Annotated in this window: 24 protein-coding genes and 1 pseudogene; 23 read left to right on the top strand and 2 right to left on the bottom strand. The window is 60.0% G+C overall.

The genetic code is table 11. The features are described 5' to 3' along the window. Positions 1–13 precede the first annotated feature (13 nt). From BSY239_RS14370 to BSY239_RS14300, 16 genes and pseudogenes are all read left to right on the top strand, one after another. A complete protein-coding gene (locus BSY239_RS14370) occupies positions 14–1018 on the top strand; it encodes a DUF4917 family protein (protein WP_069047390.1) in 1005 nt (334 codons plus the stop codon). 220 nt (positions 1019–1238) lie between these two features. Further along, positions 1239–1511, top strand: a complete 273-nt coding sequence (locus BSY239_RS14365; protein WP_069047389.1) for a 2Fe-2S iron-sulfur cluster-binding protein — start codon at positions 1239–1241, stop codon at positions 1509–1511. A 227-nt stretch (positions 1512–1738) separates the two neighbouring features. Further along, positions 1739–1936 (top strand): annotated as a pseudogene (locus BSY239_RS22150) (isocitrate lyase); the annotation flags it as partial. 182 nt (positions 1937–2118) lie between these two features. Further along, positions 2119–2787 carry an ImmA/IrrE family metallo-endopeptidase gene (locus BSY239_RS14360; protein WP_083239987.1) on the top strand — a complete coding sequence of 223 codons (669 nt, stop codon included), beginning with the start codon at positions 2119–2121 and terminating at the stop codon, positions 2785–2787. A gap of 52 nt (positions 2788–2839) precedes the next feature. Further along, a protein-coding gene (locus BSY239_RS22490; protein ID WP_156775492.1) for an IS5 family transposase occupies positions 2840–3603 on the top strand; the annotation gives its coding sequence in 2 pieces (ribosomal slippage) (positions 2840–3155 and positions 3155–3603; 765 coding nt in all). A 966-nt stretch (positions 3604–4569) separates the two neighbouring features. Next, positions 4570–5385, top strand: a complete 816-nt coding sequence (locus BSY239_RS22145) for a hypothetical protein (RefSeq protein ID WP_216637480.1) — start codon at positions 4570–4572, stop codon at positions 5383–5385. A gap of 66 nt (positions 5386–5451) precedes the next feature. Then, positions 5452–5952, top strand: coding sequence for a hypothetical protein (locus BSY239_RS22485; protein WP_156775491.1), 501 nt, complete (start codon positions 5452–5454; stop codon positions 5950–5952). Beyond that, complete coding sequence (locus BSY239_RS14345; protein ID WP_156775490.1) at positions 5925–6494, top strand: hypothetical protein; 570 nt, start codon at positions 5925–5927, stop codon at positions 6492–6494. The genes BSY239_RS22485 and BSY239_RS14345 overlap by 28 nt, the downstream gene beginning before the upstream one ends. Beyond that, complete coding sequence (locus BSY239_RS14340; RefSeq protein ID WP_069047385.1) at positions 6491–7408, top strand: hypothetical protein; 918 nt, start codon at positions 6491–6493, stop codon at positions 7406–7408. The genes BSY239_RS14345 and BSY239_RS14340 overlap by 4 nt, the downstream gene beginning before the upstream one ends. Positions 7409–8157: 749 nt before the next feature. Then, entirely contained in the window at positions 8158–9324 is a 1167-nt protein-coding gene (locus BSY239_RS14330; RefSeq protein ID WP_216637479.1) for a tyrosine-type recombinase/integrase, read from the top strand. A 157-nt stretch (positions 9325–9481) separates the two neighbouring features. Continuing rightward, positions 9482–9934, top strand: coding sequence for a hypothetical protein (locus BSY239_RS22480; protein ID WP_156775489.1), 453 nt, complete (start codon positions 9482–9484; stop codon positions 9932–9934). Between the two features lie 296 nt (positions 9935–10230). Continuing rightward, complete coding sequence (locus tag BSY239_RS14320; RefSeq protein WP_069047381.1) at positions 10231–10593, top strand: hypothetical protein; 363 nt, start codon at positions 10231–10233, stop codon at positions 10591–10593. Positions 10594–10617: 24 nt separating this feature from the next. Beyond that, positions 10618–11088: a hypothetical protein gene (locus tag BSY239_RS14315; RefSeq protein WP_069047380.1), complete on the top strand. Its 471-nt coding sequence runs from the start codon at positions 10618–10620 to the stop codon at positions 11086–11088. Positions 11089–11100: 12 nt separating this feature from the next. After that, positions 11101–11682, top strand: a complete 582-nt coding sequence (locus BSY239_RS14310) for an RES family NAD+ phosphorylase (protein WP_083239985.1) — start codon at positions 11101–11103, stop codon at positions 11680–11682. Positions 11683–11876: 194 nt separating this feature from the next. Then, the gene (locus BSY239_RS14305; RefSeq protein WP_069047378.1) at positions 11877–12971 is read left to right on the top strand and encodes a hypothetical protein; all 1095 of its coding nucleotides are present in this window, start codon (positions 11877–11879) and stop codon (positions 12969–12971) included. Next, positions 12964–13866, top strand: coding sequence for a hypothetical protein (locus tag BSY239_RS14300; protein ID WP_069047377.1), 903 nt, complete (start codon positions 12964–12966; stop codon positions 13864–13866). The genes BSY239_RS14305 and BSY239_RS14300 overlap by 8 nt, the downstream gene beginning before the upstream one ends. A 108-nt stretch (positions 13867–13974) precedes the next feature. Here the strand turns inward: BSY239_RS14300 and BSY239_RS14295 are convergent, their stop codons facing one another. Next, the gene (locus BSY239_RS14295; RefSeq protein WP_056278518.1) at positions 13975–14361 is read right to left on the bottom strand and encodes an HU family DNA-binding protein; all 387 of its coding nucleotides are present in this window, start codon (positions 14359–14361) and stop codon (positions 13975–13977) included. Positions 14362–14656: 295 nt separating this feature from the next. Here BSY239_RS14295 and BSY239_RS14290 point away from each other — a divergent pair, with 295 nt between their 5' ends. After that, positions 14657–16183, top strand: coding sequence for a Fic family protein (locus tag BSY239_RS14290; RefSeq protein ID WP_056278516.1), 1527 nt, complete (start codon positions 14657–14659; stop codon positions 16181–16183). Between the two features lie 387 nt (positions 16184–16570). On the opposite strand, the gene BSY239_RS22135 is transcribed toward BSY239_RS14290, so the two are convergent. Further along, positions 16571–17449, bottom strand: coding sequence for a P-type ATPase (locus BSY239_RS22135; protein ID WP_335583398.1), 879 nt, complete (start codon positions 17447–17449; stop codon positions 16571–16573). A 702-nt stretch (positions 17450–18151) separates the two neighbouring features. Here BSY239_RS22135 and BSY239_RS14275 point away from each other — a divergent pair. The 6 genes from BSY239_RS14275 (at position 18152) to BSY239_RS14250 (ending at position 22819) form a co-directional block, all read left to right on the top strand. Then, on the top strand, positions 18152–18637 hold the full coding sequence (locus BSY239_RS14275; RefSeq protein WP_069047374.1) for a hypothetical protein: 486 nt from the start codon (positions 18152–18154) through the stop codon (positions 18635–18637). Positions 18638–18648: 11 nt separating this feature from the next. Continuing rightward, on the top strand, positions 18649–18936 hold the full coding sequence (locus BSY239_RS14270; RefSeq protein ID WP_069048997.1) for a heavy-metal-associated domain-containing protein: 288 nt from the start codon (positions 18649–18651) through the stop codon (positions 18934–18936). A 47-nt stretch (positions 18937–18983) separates the two neighbouring features. Beyond that, positions 18984–21176 carry a copper-transporting P-type ATPase gene (locus tag BSY239_RS14265; RefSeq protein WP_156775488.1) on the top strand — a complete coding sequence of 731 codons (2193 nt, stop codon included), beginning with the start codon at positions 18984–18986 and terminating at the stop codon, positions 21174–21176. Between the two features lie 340 nt (positions 21177–21516). Then, on the top strand, positions 21517–22065 hold the full coding sequence (locus BSY239_RS14260) for a cation transporter (RefSeq protein ID WP_335583397.1): 549 nt from the start codon (positions 21517–21519) through the stop codon (positions 22063–22065). Next, positions 22049–22435, top strand: coding sequence for a DUF3703 domain-containing protein (locus BSY239_RS14255; protein ID WP_083239979.1), 387 nt, complete (start codon positions 22049–22051; stop codon positions 22433–22435). Before BSY239_RS14260 ends, BSY239_RS14255 begins: the two co-directional genes overlap by 17 nt. 9 nt (positions 22436–22444) lie before the next feature. Further along, positions 22445–22819 carry a hypothetical protein gene (locus BSY239_RS14250; RefSeq protein ID WP_069047371.1) on the top strand — a complete coding sequence of 125 codons (375 nt, stop codon included), beginning with the start codon at positions 22445–22447 and terminating at the stop codon, positions 22817–22819. Positions 22820–22876 lie beyond the last annotated feature (57 nt).

Genomic DNA, 22876 nt, shown 5'->3' with positions numbered 1-22876 from the left:
AAGGACCAACAACATGCCGTTTGAGATCAGGCCTTGGGAAGCGATTGCGGAAAATTACGACTGCACAGTTCTGCTCGGCAACGGTGCCAGCATTTCCGTCAGTCCGAGCTTCTCTTACGGATCGCTGCTGCAACATGCCGCCGAACAAAACCTGCTTCCCGAGGATGCTCAGCGGTTGTTCGAGTTCTTTCAGACCAACGATTTTGAGCTGGTTCTTCGGATCGTCTGGCAGGCATCAAACGTCAATCGTTCGCTACAAATACCCGACAAGCGAACCCATGCCGCCTACGTTGGCCTGAGGGACTGCCTCATCAAAACAGTCCGCGACATTCACCCGGAGCACGGTGCGGTAAGCATCCACCTGCCGAGCATCTATCAGTTCTTGAAGCGGTTCAAAACTGTCATCTCGCTCAACTACGACCTGGTGCTGTACTGGGCGATGACCTACGGGTTGGACATTGACGATCAGCATGCGTTCAAAGACTGCTTTGTGGGAGGTGGCGCCTTCGACGATAACTGGCAGCGATTCAGGCAGCCGATCCGAGGAGATCTTTCAACCTCGCTGGTGTTCTATGCGCATGGCAGCCTTGTTTTATGCCGAAACTTGGTCGAGCAGGAGCGCAAGATCCATAACCTTCAAGACGGGTTGCTGGAAGCGGTCCTTCAACGCTGGCAAAACGGAGAGGTCGTCCCCTTGTTCGTGAGCGAGGGAACGTGGACGCAGAAAGTTGCTTCCATCCAGAACAGCTACTACCTCTCCACTGTCTACAGAGAGGTTCTGAAATCACAGCGGGACACACTGGTGATCTATGGCTGGGGCTTCGCCGAGCAGGACATTCACCTGCTGAAGCGCATGAAAGACACGGGGATCAATCGTGTGGCGGTATCAGTATTCCGAGGGGATCAGGCTTACTGCAATCGGGTCTTTCAGATGATCCACGACGAATTGGGAGCGCATGTCGCTGTAGACTTCTTCGGCAGCGAGAGCCCCGGTTGCTGGATTCACCCAGCTCACTAAGTATTGAGTCCTGTCATATAGCCCGAAGAACGACAGTTTGCGGTGCCTGCATGTGTGTATAGCAAGCGCAGAACTTAACGGCGTGACGGTCCTAGGGTCCGCAGTGGATCGAATGTCCGGTGACGCTCGCAGCGGTCGCTTGGGCTGCCCGCGTCACACTTCCAACATTCCAGAGTGATGCGAAACGGTCCAGACCCACACCGTCTCATTTCCAACGCACATGAAAACCTTTCGTATTCGGGTTGACGGCCAAGCGTCTCACGTGGAGGCCGACAGCGAGACCAGCTTGTTCGCTGCGATGACGCGCGGAGGAATCGCATGGCCGGTGTCCTGTCGCAACGGGACTTGTCGCACGTGCATTGTTCGCTTGCTACAGGGGCAAGTGCGCTACGACATTCCTTGGCCCGGCCTGAGTGCCGAGGAAAAGTTGGAAGACTATTGCCTGCCATGCGTTGCCCTGCCAATGTCGGATGTTGTCATCGCACAAGCCTGACGCCAGCAAACGCTGTGTTGGCGCATCGACGGCATCTTCAGTCTGGTTGCCGCTACTCAGCCCCACTAGGTGGATAACAGCTGTGCTGGCGGTTGCAGTCGTTCACGGCACCGAAATGAACGACCTTGGCGGCAGCATCGCAGCCGTTCAGGAGCCGCCCAGGAAGTCGCTCCGTCAATGTCCGTCAGCGGGCATAGGGTTGCACATTCGGGCCGTCGAGGGTACGCCGCGGCGAAGGCATGAAGCACTACGTCAACGTGGTGCTTGAGTCCGAGTACGCCGCACGCGAAAAGGCTACACCTTCATTTAGCACCAGCAAAAAGTCGGCGCCGGCTGCTTCGACGACGTGACCACATCGATCCAGGGCGGCTCCTCCAGCGTGGAGGCCCTGACCCGGCTCGACCGAAGAAGAGCCGTTCCACTGATCTGACACTCAACGGAGCCCGCAGAGGCCGAGGGGACAGGAAACGCCACCCTTAGGGGTAGCTTTTTATCGGTGTTAATGAGATTCGAAGGCTGTGGCTGACTGGGGAGCACACTACCTGTAGTGGTTGACAGGGTGGCGTAACACTAGATATAGTGATTCTGCATTCATAGTGAGGTAGCCATGTGGACGCCAAGTCAAATAGAGCTTGAAGCACGGAGGCTTCTTTCTGAGATAGAAAAGCATGCCGATCGGCTGTGGCCCAACACGCCACCAGATCGATTGTTCATGTGTGAGCCCGAGGCGGCTTGTCGTGTTCTCGGGCTGAAGTACCTGCCTGACAGTCACTTGGGTACCTACGGCGGTACTGCAACCGCTGGGCTCTTGGATCGAGCCAACAAAAGAGTGATGCTGTCATCGCGGCAGAGCTATGAGGCGCAGCGTTTCACTGGGGCACATGAGGTGGGCCACTATCTGCTCCATCCGGCGCAACTTATGTTCCGGGATCGCACGCTGTCTGCACATGGAGGACCTGGACGCCCGGTCGAGGAGCAACAAGCTGACTTTTTCGCGGCTTGTTTCCTCATTCCTCCAAAGCTGCTACTCAAGGCATTCAGAGCGCGCTTCCCGGTCAACGAGCCCCTGGTGAATACGAGCGCGATCTGCTTCAACCTGTCTATCGCGAACCATCAGTACCTTGAGAGTCTTCCCCCTGGATCGATGGAATTCGCCCTCGCTGTGGCGCGCGCTGAGGCGTTCAACGGCTATCGCTTCAAGTCACTCGCGACCTTATTCAGCGTGTCAGACCATGCCATGGCAATCAGACTGCAGGAGATGGGGCTGGTGAACTAGGGCGTGTTAACACTAATAGCGATCGTGTCGTTTGCGCCGGACAATATCGGGCATGGAGATCACACCCGCACAATTCGCCACCATTGAGCACTGCCTGCCCAAGCAGCGTGGCAACGTCAGCCTGAGTAACCTGCAGGTGGTCAATGCGATCCTCTATGTGGCCGAGCATGGCTGCAAGTGGCGCGGTCTGCCCAAGCGCTTTGGCAATTGGCACACGATTTACACGCGCATGAACCGCTGGACCAAAGCCGGCGTCCTGGATCGCATGTTCGAGGAGTTGCAGCGTGCACAGGTCGTGCGAATCAAGATCGAAGCGGTCTCTCTGGACTCCACAAGCATCAAGGTCCATCCCGACGGCACGGGGGCACTAAAAAAAACGGCCCACAAGCCATCGGAAAGTCCCGAGGCGGATGGAACACCAAGATTCATATGGTTGCCGCGGATGCTCGAACGGCCGTGACGTTCTGCCTCTCGCCTGGACAGGCGCACGACGCGCCTGAAGGCCGGCGCCTGCTCAACAGTCTTGGGCCGACCAGCAGACCAGTGCACTTGTTGATGGACCGTGCCTACGAAGGCAATGAGACACGGCAGTTGGCACTGGATCTGGGTTTCATTCCAGTGGTGCCACCAATGAAGACGCGGATCGAACCTTGGGAATACGACCGCGAGATGTACAGGCGTCGCAACGAGGTCGAGCGCTTGTTCCGTCGGCTCAAGGGCTATCGCCGTATCTTCTCGCGGTTCGAGAAACTCGACCTCATGTTCCTGGGCTTCATCAGCTTCGTGCTCGTCGCTGATGGTCTGCGGTTGTGTTAACAGGCCCTAGTTGATGCATGAGATGTTGGGACCGCGGTTCGCATGACTGAAGATGCATTCACTGCACTGGCGACGGGTTTGCTCGTTCTCGTCGGAGTGGCGCAAGCGGCTGTACTTGTTGGCCAGAGACGTCAGCAACGCCTTGATTGGGTAGAGGTCTACCGAAAGAGGTGGGCGGAGATCTACAAAGACTGGGGAACAGTCGTCTTTCTCGGCAGGCCCTTTGGTTCGTACTATCAAGTGGCCCAACTGGAGGCCCTTCGCCAACTCGAGGCTGCGTCTGTCAACCATCAAGACGAGGTCGCGCTTGTTTGGGCCCGAGAGGCAGCACGGAACGTATGCGAGTTGCTTAGCGACGTGTGTACTCGGATTCTCCAAGGGCGCATGCTGGTGTCAGAAGCCTACCCAATTTTCGGCACCGGATTGCTTCGGAACAGTGCGCCGCTCCGGTCTTTGGTCGACCATCGATTTCAGGCCGGGTTTTTGTCGGCATATGGGAGCCTTGGTCCTACCAAAGATGAACGTCGTCATGACGAGATTCGATCAGAAGTGCAAGTTTGGCTATCGTGTCATGATGGAATCCGACGTCGTTGTTTGATCTTGATCGACCTGCTATGGGCGGAGGCCGTGCGGCTTGAGGATCTTTCACCCCACGATATGCTTTTAGCGGCCGAATCCAAAAGTCATACGGGAGATCAGAATCGGACGCGGCTACTTCGAGAGGTGCTGCGCTTAGACGGTCCACTATCAATACTGAGGGCGCTCCACTTGGCGGACTTTTTGAGACACTCGGAATTTAAGCGAGCTCCATGGACACGAGGGCTGACTAGAAAGAGGCTCAGTTGTTTGGAGAAGGAGTGGGTGCAGCGCTATCTGCGTCAGTAGCTTCTTTCCTTGCATGTATCGGGGGCAAGCTATGCCTTGCGAGAGCGTAGATGCAGACCCGATTCTTTTCTAATGACGTGAATGAAAGACTGGCTTAAGACTAGAACTGTCCAGGTTGCCTATGCAACTGCGCTCTTGCTATCGACGTTTGTCTTGATACTCAGCGTGTTCGGGCCTATTGACAGTGACTCGATGATGGCATTGATGGTGACCCATATCCCAATAGAAGACGTGCTTGTGAATGCAATTGGTGGATTTCTGGGTGGGGCGGCTTTACTCTGGCTCGCAATAGGCACTCGTGGACTAAAAAGCTTACGCACCAAGTTCTCGCGCCCCTCCGTTCGGCTAGAACTAGGGCGAGCACCGGAGAACATATTCAGTGGGATCGAACTTGGGGCTCCGGTCCAGTTGATTGAGCAAAAGCTCGGGCCCCCTACACGGCGCTATCGAGACTGGTGGGGATACAGATTCAGTGATGCTTTGGTTGCCCTGACCTTTGACGATGAGGGCTCACTCAGCAGCATCGCAGTCGCGCTTACCGATCCGAACACGATTTTTGAGTTTCCAGCTTGGCAATTCGATTGTCCGCCGCTCGGCAAAATTACGCTTAAAGAACTGTTGGTAGCCGATCATCTTAAGCTTAGTTTTGAAGAGTCCCTTCGTCACAGAGAACTACGTGTGACAGGTCAAGAGGGCCCGGCTGGGGTCTGGCACGGTGTATCTTTTGGCGCCCTAAGTCCTAACATTCCTGGTAGCCTTCTTGCCGCAGAATTTGAGTGGGATAGGGAGATCAGTGCGCTTGTTTCGCTACCGCAGGACGTGAGAGTCAACTGGGCCGCTGTTCACAGCGGCGCTGACTTTGATGGGTTCCCATGGGACTTTGCCATCACAATCTGAGGCGGTGTGACGACGGGAAGAAATATGCGTTCACCGGCAACTGAACTCGACACTAAGGATCGCCCTATGTCTTACATCCACAGTTCAGTAGAAATCCAACTCAATTCAGCGGGCTTCCGAGGTGCAGACATCGATGCGCTTTTGCCTGACTTCGTGACGGAGCGAAAGACCGTCGTTGGACTCACCTGGCACAGCAGCGTCAACGGCCCAGAGAGCTTTGACGTGGCTCTCACGGTGGGGGCTGTTTGGGCTGCTGCGGCCGTAAGTTCAGGGTTCCTCGAGGCACTAGGTGCTGATCTATATAAATGGGCAAAAGAAAAGCTGTTGAGTGTGCTGCGGACGAAGCATCATCCTGACTGTCATATATCGCTGAAATTCGATGATGTGGAAGTGTTTTTCCATGAGGATGGATTGTTCTCAGAGCCAAATGCTGGGGACATACTCCTCGATTTTTTTGAGCAGCTACCCAAGCTCGTCCTACAGGTTGATCCAAATCGGTCTAGAGCTTGGGAGGTCTCTCGGGGCCAGCCCAGAGGTACGTGGCTGATTCGGCCATCGGTGGAATGAGCGTGCCATTCGACTGCGTCGTCAGCACTGTCGATGGCTGTAACGCTGCTCAAAACCACATTGGGGTTTGCCTTGGTATCAAGGTTCTCGTCGATCGAGTTCTGCCAATGAACTATCAACCCGAGCATGTTGAGCTACTACTCAGAATGTCGCCACTTGAAGTGGCCTTGGACGACGAGGTCCAAGCAGTTCGTGACGACAAAGTTCAAGGAAAGGGGTACGAGCGTGAATGGCTTTATATCGAAAAGCTGGAGCACAAGGAGGAAGCTACTGGTTTTAACTGCGTCGACTTTCCCCCCGACATTGAACTGCGCGAGATCATTGCAGGGGCGCGCTATGAACGCTGCCTAGCGGATATTCGCAGACAAGTCTTCGGAAACACGGAAGTCATCACGATGTTCAGGGCGAAAGCGGCTTTCGGGACATTCAGCATAGTTCGTCAGAGGGCACAGCAGACTTTGACCATCAGCTCGGTCCATCAAGCCCGGGGTGTCATTCGGCGATTTCGCGGCTCCAATTCGCGTGATCAGGATTGGCGATGAGAGAAGCTGCTGCCGGTATCGATCGCGCCGGATACAAGGCGGCGCTCAATAGGTTCGACGCTGCTCTTTGCGAGGCGATCGCTGTCAGCCAAGCCTCGGCGGGCCGCTTTCAAGCGGCGAACGTCGGCTACGCCTCATACGTCTTCACGCAGATGTGCGGAGCGGCAACGTCCATGATCCGGGCAGCTCCGCTCACTCGCTGGGTGCGCTCGGACTTTGAAGACTGGCGATTCGGCGCGGTGGCTGGTCACGCAAGATCACTATTCGACGGGTACCTGCTATTCAACTATCTGATGGGACCTACGAGCTCTGAGGCTGAGTTGAAGGCGCGCATCAATGTTATGCACCTCAACGACTGCACACGCCGTATGGAGCTGCACAAGAACCTCGGAATCACCGACGATCTAGAGGACTTTGAGAGGCAGCGCGCGGAGTTGCAGGGGAGGCTCTCTGGCAACGAGCATTTCAAGTCCCTGCCCGCAGCGGTGCAGAAGAACTGCATGAACGGCCGGTTCCTCACAATCGACACGCGCGACGAAATGCTTGCCAAGGTCGAATTCGAGAAGGGCCAGTTCGACGCTCTCTACGACCTTTGGTCGCAACACATCCACATCCTGCCGCTGTCCTTCTACCGGATCGAGCCGAATGGCCGCGGCACCGGCCTCGAGAACGACACGGATCGCACGTACATCGCCCAGGCACTGGAGATCTGCGCGACGGTGCTCACGAATGCCACCGATATGATGGAGGAGCAGTTTCCGGATGTGGCTCCGGTCAGGAGGGGGATGAAATCCACTTTCAGCCCTGGACCGGCCGGAAACAGGCCGCGCAAGGCTAAGTCGAAAGCGGAGAATCCTCCCGCCTTTCAACAATCCTCCATTTCGGCGGCGATCAAGAAGTCGGTCGGCAGCTGAGCACGTTGCAAGCAGCTCCCGATCACGATCCTTCGAGGAGATGGAAGTCGGCAACCAGGCGCACAAGATGACTGGCGATTTCCTCCGCCCTTTGTGACAGCATTCCGACAGGTACGCTGCCACTCGACAAACCTCCGTAGCGTACCTCGACGAAAAAACATATGCCGTCGGGCAGGTCCTCAGCCTCCCCTCTAATCGCGTCCGCAATCGAGTCGTATACGCTGAGCTCGCCCTTCCGGATGGTTCCCCCTCCAATCTCGGCCTGATACAGGCCCCTGTCCAGTCGATCAATCTGAAGAGTGAGGCTCAGTGCGAGTACAGCAGTCATATGAGTTCCGTTCAAATTTGAAAGAAACCCGGCGCCCTGCGATCAGATGCAGCGCAGCGGGCGAACTAGTGGCACAACCCCAGGCAGAGTAGCAGGGTCAGCTACACCTCCAAAACCTGCCACTCGTTGTACAGAAGAGGGTGCGCACGGACGACCGCTTAGTGGCAGGAACCGCTTGACCGCTAAGCGATCATCGCTGACAGTGTTCGCTGAACACCGGCCCTACAGAAAATTGCAGAGCCGCAGAGGCTTGTGCCCTTGACGTATCGAAAACACATGTTATCGATACAGGGACCCCCACAGTTCTCTGCACCGTGCAGGGAAGGGGAGACACCCACCATCGATGTACCTTCGCGAACAACTCTCCGACCCCAGCCCCTCACGGACTCCCTCCCACGTCCACAGTCTCCCCTGCGTCCCCGTGCTCGACACCGAACGCGACAGCGCAGCCAGCCGCTTCACACAACTGGGCCTCATGGCCATCGAGAACCAGTGGCTGGCCAACTTCTCCAGCGCCTGCACCAGGCGCGCCTACGCCGCCGACGTGCGAGACTTTGCCGCGTTCTCAGGATTGCAAACCCAGTGCGAGTTGCTGCGCGTTGCGCGCTCCCATGTGCTGGCCTGGCGCCACCACCTGCAGGCCCAGGGCCTGTCGCCGAGCACCCAACGCCGCAAGCTCGCGGCCCTGTCCTCGCTGCTGGAGCGTCTGGTCGATGAGCAGCTCATCCCCACGAACCCGGCACGCGGCGTGCGCAGGCCTCGCTTGGAGAGTCACGAGGGCAAGACCCCGGCGCTGTCCCTTGAGCAAGCCCAGGCTCTGCTGGAGGCGCCCGATGCGAACACGCTCAAGGGCGTGCGAGACCGCGCGATCCTGGCCGTCATGCTGCTGGGAGGTTTGCGCCGCGCCGAGGTGGTGGCCCTCAGGGTGCGGGATTTTGATTGTCAGCGCGCGGGTGTGTCGCACCTGCGAGTGTTGGGTAAGGGTGGCAAGACGCGGTTCATTGCCGCTGCACCCCTCATGCGCGAGAGGGTGCAGCGCTACCTGGCGATGAGGGGCGCACAGCCTCAAAGCGATGAGCGCCTGTTCGTTCGGATGAAGGCTGTCCGCCGTCACTCCGGTGCCGGGTGCGATGTCAATCCTCAAGGTCGTCCTATCGAGGAAGACGGTGGGCTATTGAATGACAGCGGCAGCACCGGGCGACGCACCAGCGCGCCCCTGGACATCGCGCCGTACACCGCGTCGTTCGAGCGCAGGCCGAAGAGTCCTCAAAATCTACAGACCAACGCTTCTAATCAGTCGCGGCGTCAGGGGCAGCCCGACACACCACTCAAGTCTTCTGGACTCACTGCGGGCGCTGTGGCCCAGCGCATTGTGCAGCCCTACTTGGCGCAGATCGGAGTGGTGGGGGAGCGGTTTTCTGCGCATGCGCTGCGGGTCACGGCCGCCACGCTCGCTTTGCGTGAGCGCGCCGATCTCAACGAAGTGCGGCACTTCCTGGGGCACGCCTGCATCACGACAACCACCGCCTACGACCGGCGCTGGAGCGATGAGAACCAGCCAGTGAGCCTGGTCCTTCCGCTGGGCTGAGGTCCTCGGCGGCAGGGGGCCTGCGGCAGTGCAGTGTGTGTCGATGCCCATCTCATTTTGGTCATCGACATCTGAGCGAGAGGATCTGCAAAAAGAGGATCTTGTGGACTTGACGCGGAGAGATTTCGTGAGAGCTTGGATGAAAGGAGATCACGAAATGACAACCGTAGCGACCAAACCATCCCATTGCGTTGAACCAAAATTCACCGCCGAATGCTCGCATAAACGCATATCCAAATGCACGCCCGAGGTCGGTCTCGTGCACCGTATCGACGTCGGTATCCACATGCTCGCCACCGAGCGTCTCATCATCGAATTGCGCAGCATGGACGCAGGCGAACTGACCACCCTCTATTCTTGGGTGGGTCGGGTTGTCGATCCGGCATGGGTGCGCACTCTCATTGCAAGTCCACAGGCGCTGGAGTGGCGCGATGTCCGGCGTAACCATCTTCGTGGGGGTGAGTCGTACGCCCGTCAACACACACTGTACGTTCATATTTACGCACCTTTCGAACCTCGCGCGAACGACGCGAACACCCATGAGCGTGTTCAGCGTCGCTTCCTCGATTGGTACGCCTCAGGGGTTGCCAGTACTTCACGTCAATCCTGAGCGTGGTATCCGCAAAAGATTGAATGCGACCATTTTCAAAGTTAGCCAGCTGCGTTTTGCTCATAACGGTTGTGCCGCTGTGGTTCTTAAATGCCTATTTATTCCAGACCAGGGCCGTCCGCGGGCGACAACTGACGTTGAAAGCGTGAGCGTCCCTGAGTTGTTCTCGAACGGAACCCCAGTTCAGTCCCACAAAGCAAAGCTTCACCAGCTTTACGAACTTGACGGATAAATCGGAGTGATCGAAAATGTACCATTGTGCTGCAATGAAGCAGCTCGTGAACCGGAGAGCACACATGTTGACTTGGACTTGGGACGAAACCACGGACTCTGGCCTCCCTCAAATGTCAGGGGTTTACGCCAGCTACAAGATCATTTGCCGCAATGGCACCGTCGCGCCGTTTGAGCCCTCCAGAATCTCTAAAGCCATGATGAAGGCCTTCCTGGCGGTGCACGCCAGGACCGAGTTCGCGCAGCGCACCTGCAGTGCGTGGCTCCAAGGCATGTGGCGCGCGATCCTGCCAACCAGGGTCAGCGCACCTGCAATGGCGCGATCAACTGAGCTCGATCGCCCGCGCTATTTGGCCTCGCAGCAAGGCCAGACCAAGCCGCATCGGTTCTTCGGCAACAGCAAGCCCGACATGCGCAACGCGCCCTGAACGGGTGCTCATGACTCGATCGCCATGAACACATTGACTTCTCCTTTTTCTGTTGCCCTTGACTCTGTCAACCCACGTCGCTCCAGCACGGTCGACCCCTACGCCAGTGAGGCGCAGACGACTGCGTTGCTGCGCCGTGGTGCCGAGTACCGGCGCCAACGCATCAATGCCTCGGACATGATCACAACTGAAGAAGCGGCTGAGCTGAGCGGGACGACCCGTGTGACGATCAACGCTTGGATTAAGAGTGGCCGCTGCATTGGCGTGACGCATTTGCGTCGAGGCTTCAAGATCCCGAAGTGGCAGTTTGAGCCCTACGTCTTCCCGGTGATTCAGGCGCTGTCTGAAGCCTTGGGCACCACAGATGGTTGGCAAATGCTGTCGTTTTTGGAAACGCCGCACGAGGCACTTGACGGACTGGCGCCACGCATCGCCCTGGAGCAGGGCGTGCCTGGCCGGCGCATCGTTGACCTGGCAACAGCAGAAGGGCATTGAGCCTGACTGCCCATGAAATTCAAAGATCTCCAACCACCCGTTATAGAACTGCCTGCACCCCGCGTTTTTCATCGCGTCCAGTTGATTCGGCCCCGCGCCCACAGCGTTCGAATGAATGGCTTGTCGCTGCCGCCGGTTGGCTTGATGCAGGGGCGCTTTTGTCTGTCCAGTGAGCCGGTGGCCTATCTGGCGGATAGTCCGCAGACGGCACTGTACGAATCGCTGCTCAGGCGCGAAACGGTGAGCAGAACCCTCTCGGAACTGCGCCGCAGATGCCTGGTCGAGTTCGTCACATCAGGGCCTCTGCGTTTGGCCGACGTGCGCGGCCTGGCCGAGCCCTACCCTGTGCTGCAGTCGTTTCGTGTATCTCAAACACAGGAACTGGCCGCTGAATGCCGAGCCATGGCGCTGGATGGCGTGGTGTACGCTTCTACGCAGCATCCCCAGCACGCCTGTCTCGCGCTGTTCACTTCCGGCATCGTCCGGCTCAGCAAGCGCAGCTCCCGGCGACTCGTCAAGCCGGGGACCAATCGGCTGCTGCAGGTGTTGCAAACCGCGTTGTGGAGCTCGGGCGTGCCGTTGGACGAGCGTTGATCGTTGTCGGGAGGTGGTGAGCGGCTGCGCGCATGAGGCTGGGAGCATGGCGATGCTTGAACGCCTGCTCACAGCGTCCTCTTCTTGGCATGCGACGGTTTCATACGCTGTACAGCGTATTTGGCATTTAGAGCGTATTATCTGCTCAGGCGAATCAATACGCTGTACAGCACTTCATCCACGGAGGTTGCGCCATGCTTCTGGAACGCCACGTCACCGAAAAGCTCCTCGATCACTTCCGCACAGCACTCAGTGAACGATTCCCGATTCAGAGCATGGAGGTCGAGCACGAACCCAGGCTGCGCGACGGGCGCCGCGGTGACCTTGGTCTGGCGATCACCATCGACGGCGAGCAGAACCATGTCCTGGTTGAATTCAAACGACACGCCTTTCCGCGGGATATCGAGGTGGCGCGAAGGCAACTCGCTGACCTCGCTGGCGCTGATCCGCGCATCAACCAGGTCATGGTCTGGGCGGAATCACTCAGCGAAGGGGCCCGCAAATCGCTGGAGTCCGCCGGTATCGGCTACTTCGACGGCAGCGGCAGCCTCTCCATTCGGTTGGGCGCGCGCCAACTGCTCATCGACCGCCCCCCCCTGAAGCCCAGTTGGCGGGACGTAGGCTCTCTTTTCACTCCTGAACGCGAAAAAGTGCTGCACGCCCTGCTGCTGCACTGGGACGCCTGGCGCACAGGCTCCGACCTCGCGCAGGCGTCAGGTGCAAGCCCAAATACGGTCTCTGTGCTCATGCGCGAGTTGGAGAAGCGCAGCATGGTCCAGAGCGAAGGAAACGGGCGCAGTGTGCGCCGCCAGCTAACGGATCCAGAGGTCCTTCTGGACACATGGGCAAGGGACTGGGAGAGCAGAAAGGTCAGCAAGCCCCGCTGGTTCGCCTTCACCCAGAACCCGGCCTCCCTTGGGGAGACGCTGGCCAAACGTATGGGAGAAGGACATCACAATGACTGGGCCTTCACTGGACAGTACGCTGCGAACAGCATTGCGCAACTTCTCACCGCCGTCAGCGGCTATGACTTGATCGTGCCGCTAGGGGCGACCTCGGCTATTGCCGAGCATCTGGGACTCAAGCGCGCCGACAGAGGCTTTAACGTCACTCTCCACGAGTGCGAAGATTTCGCTCTGCAGCATCGCCTCCACCTGGCTGATCGACCGGGATGGTTTGCCAGCCCGGTTGTCCAATACTTGGAACTGGCAAACGCAGGCGGGCGCAGCGGGGAACTGGCAGGCCAAGTGAAGAAGCAACTTCTCGCTGGAGGTGCACGCGATGTCTGACTCCAAGCCAGAAAGCGCGTCGGGCTATTCACTTGAAGTCACCGAGGCTTGTGAACAGGCGCTGGTCACCGTACTCGGGTGCATGGGCAGCCTGAAGGACACGGTACGGTTGGTCGGTGGACTGGTGCCCAGGTATCTCACCCCGGAGAGCCCGCCCGAGGTGCCAGCGCACGCGGGCACCTCTGACCTTGATCTGGTGATCGACCTCGCCGTGATCGCCGCCGGCGAGGACTACACCCCCATCTCGACCCGCCTCAAAGAACGTGGGTTTTCGAAGATGAAAAGGGAGCAGGGCGGTGTGTCCTCATGGCAGTGGGAGGCCAAGACAGAGCGGGGCGTGCCGGTGCGCGTGGAGTTTCTGTGCGATGCGACTGGCGACGAACCCGCGCGGCTTCGCTCGCTGGGTGCGGAATCGATTTCGGCGATGGCCATCCCTCACATGTCGATTGCGCAAACCCTCTATGAAACGAAAGAGGTGAAAGCGCAACTGCTGGACGGCAAGGGCGTTGCCGTGGAGCGCATTCACTACGCCAACCAGCTGGCATTTGTTGTGCTCAAGGCCATCGCGTTCGACCAGCGCGGCGCGAACAAGGACGTGGGGGATCTCATCCACGTTTTGCAGTACGGCAGCGACTTGGAGGAGGGCGCTCGCGCGTTCGCGGCGCAGTTCAAACAGGGTGCCCACCGTGCTGCGCTGGAGAGCGCGTTGGACTGCCTTCGACGCAGCTTCTGCGCCCGCGGTGACACGGAGGGCCATTTCATGAAGGGCTCGGTCGCCTACGGCCGATTTCACAAGCCCGACAACGTCGACGAACGCCTGCAGTTGCAACTTCAGGCCAGTGCTCTGGTGGATATGTATGTACAGCTGGTCCAGGCGGAAATTGAAAAGGGCTGAGTCCGCGACGGCCCGCAAACGAAGCTTGGGACACGGCGAGGCTGGCCGCAGACTGCTCGAAAAGAGAAAGAGGGCACGATAGCCCCCTTTGCACGAGATCAGCGCCGATTACAGAGCGGCGTCCTTGACCTTCTTGAAGAAGCGAGCCTTGACCTTGACCGATGCGGGCTTGGCGGCAAACATGCGCTCGACCTTGGTGAATGGGTCAATTCCCTTGCGGGCCTTCTTGGCAGGCACGTGGGTGGCAGCGACTTTGAAGACGCCTGGCCAAGTGAACTCGCCCGCGCCCTTCTTGGACAAAGACGCGAGGATGGCCGCCTCCAGTGAGCCGAGCACGGCCTTGACCGTTTTGGGCTCGGCACCGGAGGCTTGCACCAGGTGGGCGACCAGCGTGGTCTTGTTGAAAGTTTCCTTGATCGGCTTGAGCACGCTCACCTGTTTGGTGACGGTCTTCTTCGCGGCTGCCTTGGGGGCTGCCTTCTTTGCAGTGGCCATTCTTTTGTGACTCCATGGTTGGGTAACAGGACGCTGCGCCATTCGCGCAGTACGTGGAGTTTATGGCGGCAGGAGAGGCGCCTTTTTCTCGCATGGCATGAGTTGCTCAATCCATGTGCTGGTCTCGACACCGCAGCCGGTCTGTTGAGCGCCACAAGTGCGGCCTCTCAGTGGAACGTTGGTCGGCGGCTGTAGACGTTTTGCCGAACGATTGATAACATGTAGATGTTTTTCCAGTTTCAAAGATGTTCTGGCGATTGCAACGTCCTGCTGGTCGCTCCAACACACAAAACCCATGCCGCATCCCACTCCTCGCCTGTACTTGGGTTACGAGTCGTTAATCCGACGTTTCGGTTTGCGCGTGCCGCCTCTGCAGCGGATTTTTGTGGCGACCGAGCAGACGCTGGAAAGGCATACCTTCACCCCAGACGGCAGTGAGCGCATCGAGTTGCCTTTGAGGCGCCTGAGCGATCCCGAGGCATATACGGGCCAACTCACCTTTGCGCTCAAGCGAGAGCACTTGAACCTGACGGTGCTGGGGGCGCTCTTTGAACATCAAGAGGCTCGTGACGGCGTACAGGAATGGCTGCATGCCATGCCCAGCTCGCGTTACTCTCGAATGGCTGGCCACCTCGTGGAATGGCTCTCTGAGCACAAGTTGGACTACGACATGCCCGCCGGCAACCCGCGAATTTTCTTGCTCGACCCGGTGCACCATGTTTGCGGGCCCAAGGTGCTGGACGCCAAGTTCGGCATCATCAACAACGTGCTTGGTGGTCGCGCGTACAGCCCGCTCGTTCGTCGAACGCCTCGGCTTACAGCCTTGCTGGAGGAGGGACTTGCTGAGAAGGTGAAAACCGCCATGAGCAGCATCGAACCCGAGATGCTGGCCCGCGCGGTGGACTACCTCTACCTGTCCGAGACTCGCTCGACCTACAACATCGAAAACGAAATCCCCGACAGCCATCGCGCGGGCCGGTTTCGCAAGCTGCTGGAATCCGCCGGCGAACCCGGCCCACTCACGGAAGAGCAACTGTGTGCCTGGCAGAACCAGATCGTCAGCGACCACGCAGCGGAGTACCAGTACCGCCCCAAGCAGAACTGGTTGTCCCGTCCAGGGCGTATGCGCAACATCGCAGACTTCATTCCACCGCCCGTCGCACTGGTCGACCCCATGATGGATGACGTTGCCGCACTGGCAACAGCCGCGTCCGCCGGCGAGCTCGATCCCGTTGTCGCGGCCACTTGCGCCTCGTTCGGTCTGGTGTTTGTGCACCCCTTCTTTGACGGCAACGGGCGACTGCACCGGTTCTTGCTCCACCACGTGCTTCGCCAGGCTGGCTTCACCCCCGGGGGAGTCGTGCTGCCTTTGTCGGCCCGCATGCTGAGCCAGCTTGAGCGCTACTCGAAGCTGTTGAAGAGCTATTCACGCCCACGCACGGATCTGCTGGAATACATGCTGGACGGCGATAGCGCAACGATCCTGGTCAAGTCACCACAGCCGCGGTGGCTGTACGCTTACTTCGACGCAACCGACCTGTGCGAATTCATCCTGGAATGCTGCAAGCTGTGCGTTGAAGAGGATCTGCTGTCCGAGGTGATCTACCTGCGCGCTCACGACAACACGGTCAAGGACTTGGAAGCCTGGCTGGACATGCGCCAGTCCCAGCTGAATACCCTCATCGATGTCATCGTTCAGGGCAACGGCACGCTGTCCAAACGCAAGCGCAAACTGGCGGAAGGCCTGACCGATGAGCAACTTGCCAGGGTGGAGTCCGTAGTAGGCGAGCACTTTGCGGCATACATCGACGCCCGCGTCTGAATAGATGTTTTTCCGTGGATGCGGACGTTGGTAGACAAATTTCCGCAGTCAAAGACGTTTTTTCAAGCGGTTGGTTTTGGAATGAACGTTTCGGCCACCGCTCGTGCTTCCGGGCTTGGCCCGTCCGAACCAAGGAATTTGCCGTATGACCTCTTGGTCGGCACGGTAAGGTCACGGCCCTGGTGTGCGTTTTCTGGTTATCTACCCAGCATGCTGCGCCTATGCACGACCCTGCACCTCGGCCGACATGCCGCGCCAGGGAACGTCGCTTACTTTGGTAGAGGAGAGCAACACTAGACTAGCTTCTTCGGCGGCGTTCATATGGCGCGCGCCAGCGGGTGCTCACTGCCGGCCTGGATAGCGGCGCTCCAGGACAGTAGACTATCTTCATGATCGGGCGCTGCCAGCGCCGTGACCAACGTCGACTTGCCTTCGGTGAACGTGCTCGCCTTGTCGATCGCGACGGTGTCGACACTGTGCGCGACCTCCAGAGTTTCGGCATCCTTGATCAGGATGCCTTGGCGAACGGCCACCCCGGTGCCGGCCATGCTGCCTGTGGACGTCGCAAGGTCCACGGCCCACGGCACGCGGACACGCGATCAACAGCACCACCGGAACAAGGACGGCACTCACGCGGTCAACGCTACGCTGTAGCGGGGCTTTCTCGGCCTGCGCCGACTCGACCATACGAACGATGCGCGAGAGCATGGACTCCGCGCCCACCGCAGTGGTTTCCACCCGCAGCAGTACCCGGGCATTGAAGGCGCCGCCGGTGACCTTGTCGCCCGCGTGCTTGGCCACCGGCAGACTCTCGCCTGTGATCAGCGATTCGTCCACCCGGCTGGAGCCGATGGTGACTACACCGTCGACCGGAATACGCTCTCCCGGGCGCACCACCACGATGCCCCCGATCTTTACCTGCGAAATCGCAATATCCACGTTGCCATAAGGCATACGTGCGCGTGCCACCTTGGGCTTGAGGGTGTTGAGCGCCGCGATGACGGCGGTGGTATGGCGCTTGGCGCGCGACTTGAGCCATTTGCCCAGCAGAACCAGTGTGACGATCACCGCTGCGGCTTCGAAGTACGGGTGCGGCGTGCCGTGCTCCGCGTGCTTGAACAGCAGATAGACGCTCAGGCCGTATCCGGCGCTGGTACCCTGGGCCACTAACAGGTCCATGTTGCCGGCACCTGCTCGCACGGCATTCCAGCCCGCGCGGTAGAGGCGCGCGTCCAGCCAGTACTGCACCGGTGTGGCCAGTGCCAACCTTCCAGTCTGTTCGGTGGCGAACCGACCATCGTGCTGCGCCGCCGCACACTTTATTGGTCGGGGACCGTCTTCCGGCCAGCTTTCTTGATTTGCATCAAGACGGCTTGAGCCCACATGTTTAGCCTTGAATTGTTTCCACAGTTCGTCTGACCAAGATGCACATTCACCGCCGCTCACTGCGCCATGCCACCAGGATCATCCTGGCGGTGTGGCTGTTTGCATTGGGCGCCGGGGTGGCCAATGCCTGCCTCTTGAGCGAGCCTGACCACGGCGGTCACGATTCTTCAACGGTGTCACCACACCATGAATCGGTTGCACAAGGCCATCACCGCGCACAAAGCGACCCTGTTGATGCGGGATGCTTGAGGTTCTGTGATGAAGCACCGCTGGCCATCACCAAGGTCGATCAGCCCCTCGCCGACGGCAGTTCGGGTTGGGTGGGCGTGCTTTCGCGGACTGGGGCGCCAACCATGGCCACACCCACCGCAGTTCAGCTGCGGGTACACGCCACCAGACCCCCGCACATGGCTTCGCCCATCGCTGCGCGACCCCATCGTTTGACCTTGTAGACCGCTTCGCAGCCCATTGCGAAGAGCGCTCTTGCTGTCTGGGTCACCCAGATGGCGTCCCATCTCCTGTCTGGCATCCCCATTTTGTTGCCGCCTGCGGCGGCTCCCCCATTCCTTCAAGAACACCATCATGAAAACCATCCACACCCTCCTCACGCTTTCGACCGCCGTCTTGCTGACCGCTTGCGCGAACCCCAACGCCCCGGCAGCGGGTCCCATGTCGGCGGCCAATGCAGATCAACACGCTGCGCATCTAGCAGCTGTGGCACCGTCTGGGGCGCCGTCAGCCATGCACGACCACATGAAAGACATGCAGGCCATGCGCGACAAGATGATGAATGCCAAGACGCCAGCTGAGCGCCAGGCCTTGATGGCCGAGCACATGAAAACCATGCACGAAGGCATGGCCATGATGAAAGGCATGAAGGACATGAAGGGGATGGGCAGCATGCACGGCAAGGCGGGCATGCCGGGAATGGCGGGCATGAAGGACATGCCCATGGACATGTCCAAGCACCATCAGATGATGGAGATGCGCATGGACCTGATGCAGACCATGATGGAAATGATGATGCAGCGCATGCCGGATGGAACCATGCCGCCCGCCGGCAAGTGAAGGAGATCACGATGAACATCATCGATCTCGATGTGCAGGGCATGACCTGCGGTGCCTGCGTCCAGCGCGTCACGACGGCCCTGGCTCCAATCGACGGTGTGCAGGACGTCGCAGTGGATCTGCGAGCTGGCCGTGTGAGGGTCACAGCTGAGGCGAACGTGGCGCCATCGCAGCTGATTTCTGCATTGGCGGCAAGGCGCTACGAAAGCGAGGTGGTCACAAATGGCGCCCCGTCGGGTCAGGCAACCGACAGTCCGCCACCGCCCGCTGCGCCCGAGGGCGGTTGCTGCTGCAGTTGACCCCACCATGGGTCCGGCACAGCCAGCCTGAAGATTGGAGCCACGCCATGGAGTCACATCGTCATCACGATCATCGTCACGCTGGAAGCCCGGGTGTGCAGGCTTCTCCACCCTTGGCATCTCCGCTGGAAGGCACGGTCTACACCTGTCCGATGCACCCGGAGATCCGCCAGGACCAGCCGGGGAATTGTCCCAAATGCGGCATGTCGCTCGAGCCGGTCATGCCGGCACTGGACGAGACCGAAAACCCCGAGTTGCTCGACTTCCAGCGCCGCTTCTGGTGGACCCTGCCACTCACCGTGGTGGTGGCAGTGCTGGCGATGTTTGGCCACAACCTCGGCTGGTTTGAGATGGCCACGCAAAGCTGGATTGAACTCGTGCTCACCGTGCCGGTGGTGCTCTGGGCAGGCTGGCCGTTCTTCGTGCGGGGCGCACAGTCGGTGCTGAATCGCAGCCCCAACATGTGGACACTGATCAGCCTGGGCACCGGCTCGGCGTTTGTCTACAGCGTTGTGGCCACGGTGGCGCCGCAGGTGTTCCCCGATTCGTTCGTCTCCATGGGACGCGTGTCGGTGTACTTTGAAGCGGCGGCCGTGATCATTTCACTCACCTTGCTGGGCCAACTGCTGGAGCTCAAGGCGCGTTCACAAACCTCTGCGGCCATCCGCTCGCTGCTGGAGCTGGCGCCAAAGACCGCGCGGCGCATCCGGTCCGATGGGCTGGAGGAAGACGTGCCGCTGGCCCACGTGCATGTGGGCGACCTGCTGCGCGTACGCCCGGGCGAGAAAGTGCCTACCGACGGCACGGTGGTCGAAGGCAGCAGCGCGGTGGACGAGTCGATGCTCACAGGCGAGCCGCTCCCGGTGACCAAGCGGATGGGCGACAAGCTGATCGGAGCCACGCTCAACACCAGCGGTGCGCTGGTGTTGAAGTCCGAGCATGTGGGATCGGCCACCGTGCTCTCGCAGATCGTGCAGATGGTCGCCATGGCCCAGCGCTCGCGTGCGCCCATGCAGCGCATGGCCGACCAGGTGGCGGGGTACTTTGTGATGGGCGTTGTTGCCGCGGCGCTGCTCACCTTTTTGGGCTGGGGGTTCTTCGGGCCCGAGCCGAGCTGGGTGCATGGGCTCATCAACGCGGTGGCGGTTCTCATCATCGCCTGCCCCTGTGCGCTGGGTCTGGCCACGCCCATGTCCATCATGGTGGCCACCGGGAGAGGCGCCACCCATGGCGTGTTGTTCCGCGACGCTGCGGCCATCGAGAACCTGCGCAAGGTCGACACGCTGATCGTCGACAAGACCGGCACCCTGACCGAAGGACATCCGAGGTTCGAGCGCGCCATCGGCTTCGGGAGTTTTGCCGAGGACGAGGTCTTGCGCCTGGCCGCCAGCCTGGACCAGGGGAGCGAACATCCGCTGGCCGCCGCCATCGTGGCTGCGGCGAAGGAACAGGGGCTTGCGCTGGACAAGCCTGAGCAGTTTGACTCCGAGTCCGGCATTGGGGTGCGCGGCCGGGTGGACGGGCAGGTGCTGGCGCTGGGCAACACGGCGCTGATGCAGCAAATCGGTGTGGACACTTCACCGCTGGACACAGAGGCCGAAGCGCTGCGAGCGCAGGGCGCCAGCGTCATGTACCTCGCGGCCAACAAGACCCTAGCCGGTTTGCTGGCTGTGTCCGATCCGATCAAAACCACCACAGCCGCTGCACTCGCATCGCTGCGCCAGGCTCACATTCGCGTCGTCATGGCCACGGGCGACGGCCTGACCACCGCGCGCTCGGTGGCCCAGCGCCTGGGCATTGAAGAGGTGTACGGAGGAGTGAAGCCGGCCGACAAACTCAAGCTGGTGGAGAAGCTGCAGGCCGAGGGCCGCGTGGTGGCCATGGCGGGCGACGGCATCAACGACGCACCGGCCCTAGCCCGCGCCGATGTGGGCATCGCCATGGGCACCGGCACCGACGTGGCCATGAACAGCGCGCAACTCACCTTGGTCAAAGGCGACCTGCGCGGCATCGCCACGGCCCGCGCGCTCTCGGTGGCCACGGTGGCCAATATGAAGCAGAACCTGGCGTTCGCCTTCGTCTACAACGCGCTGGGCATTCCGCTGGCCGCCGGCTTGCTGTATCCCTTCACCGGCTGGCTGCTCTCGCCCATGATCGCTGCCTTGGCCATGAGCCTGAGCTCGGCCTCGGTGATCGGCAATGCCCTGCGCCTACGGGCCGCTGCGATCCAGGGAGCGTGACGAGTAACAAACTACGGGGTTCTCGCTGCCTCCAGGGGCAACAGGATCCTCATCCCCTGATTGAGAAAAGATGATGCGCAGTTCGTCCATAGCTCGCCATCTTCCATTTGCGCATGGCAACCTCCCTCTTAATCGGGGCAGGACTTCTGACCTGCTTCGCCCGTAACCTCCTGGACAGCAGTGGTTGACACTGTAGCGGCTCCAGGGTTTCCAATGCAGGCATCGAAAGGAAAACCATGTCTGTCCATTGCTGTGACCACGACACCCCCAAAGCCGAGACCCTCTTCAACCTGCCGCGCTACCGCAGATCCTGTGGATCGCCCTGATCGTCAACGCCGCCATGTTTCTGATCGAGATCGGCGCCGAGGTGCAGGCCGGTTCGCTCTCGCTGCTGGCCGGCACGGTGGACTTTGCGGGCGACGCGCTCAACTACGCGGTGTCACTCGCCGTGCTGGCTTCGGCGCTGGCCTTGCGCGCGCGTGCGGCGATGCTCAAGGCCGTGAGCATGATGGGCTTTGGCCTTTATGTGCTGGGCGCGGCGTTGTGGGCGGTGTGGCACGGCGGTGTGCCGCAGGCCGTGACCATGGGCGCGGTGGCGCTGCTGGCGCTGTCGGCCAACGTGGCCGTGGCCTGGATGCTCTACGCGTTTCGCGAGGACGACGCCAACATGCGCAGCGTGTGGCTGTGCTCGCGCAACGACGCCATCGGCAACGTGGCGGTGTTCATGGCCGCGCTCGGTGTGTTCGGCACCGGCTCGGCTTGGCCCGACCTGGTGGTGGCCAGCCTGATGGCCTCGCTGGCCCTGCACGGCGGCTGGACGGTGATGCGGCAGGCACGGGGAGAGCTCGGTGATGACAGCGCAAAGGACCACCATGGCCACGTTCACTGACCTACCATCCGCTCGCCGGTTCGACGAGACGACCCATGCCCGATTGATGCACGAAGCGAAAGAGGCAAGTTCCATTGAACAAGCCTGGTTGTACCCGGAGGCAGCGCATGTGGTGCGGCAGCTCCACATCAAGCCCGACTTGCAGACGCACGCGCACATGCTGGGACTGGCCTGGCGCACGCGCGAAAGGTCTGAGGCTGCAGGCCAGGTGCTGCGTTTGGCCTTGGTTCCCTTGGGCCATTTGAGCGGACGCTTGCCGCTGGGCAACCCGGGTCGATCCACCGTGAGCGCCTTCGAGCCGCTTCCGGTGCACCCGGACTTGGCCGACTTGATCGCCCAGGCTCGCACCGGTGAAACGCCCGCCGCATAAAATCCATCTATGCGTGTTTTCCTGATCCTGCTGATGCTTACGCTGCTGCCGCTTCAGTTTTCTGCAGCTGCGGCGACCGAGTGCTGCGGCCACGGTGCGGTGGCCCAAGGACTCCAAGCCCAGCACCATCAGCCCATGCATCTGTTGCCGGTTCAGGAAACAGACGATCTGACCGCCAAAGGACAGGGGTTTGATCTTGACTGCGGAACCTGCCACGCCAACTGCGCTGCCGCTGTGACGGCGACTGCAGCGACCATGGCCGACCCTGCGGGCATTGAGCGGGTCGAACACCTCGTCGAACTGATCTTGCCGCCCTGGCACGAGCGACCCTACCGTCCTCAATGGTCTGCCCCGAAACGTTCGGGGCTGAATCTGTCCGCCTGAAGCGCTGACAGGCACCTCTTCCCCGATCCCTTGGCTTCAAGTGGCCGCCGTCGCACA

Source organism: Hydrogenophaga sp. RAC07, assembly GCF_001713375.1.
Classification (GTDB): Bacteria; Pseudomonadota; Gammaproteobacteria; order Burkholderiales; family Burkholderiaceae_C; genus Hydrogenophaga.
Note: the sequence above shows the minus strand (reverse complement) of the source record. Positions and strands in the feature narration are given on the sequence as shown.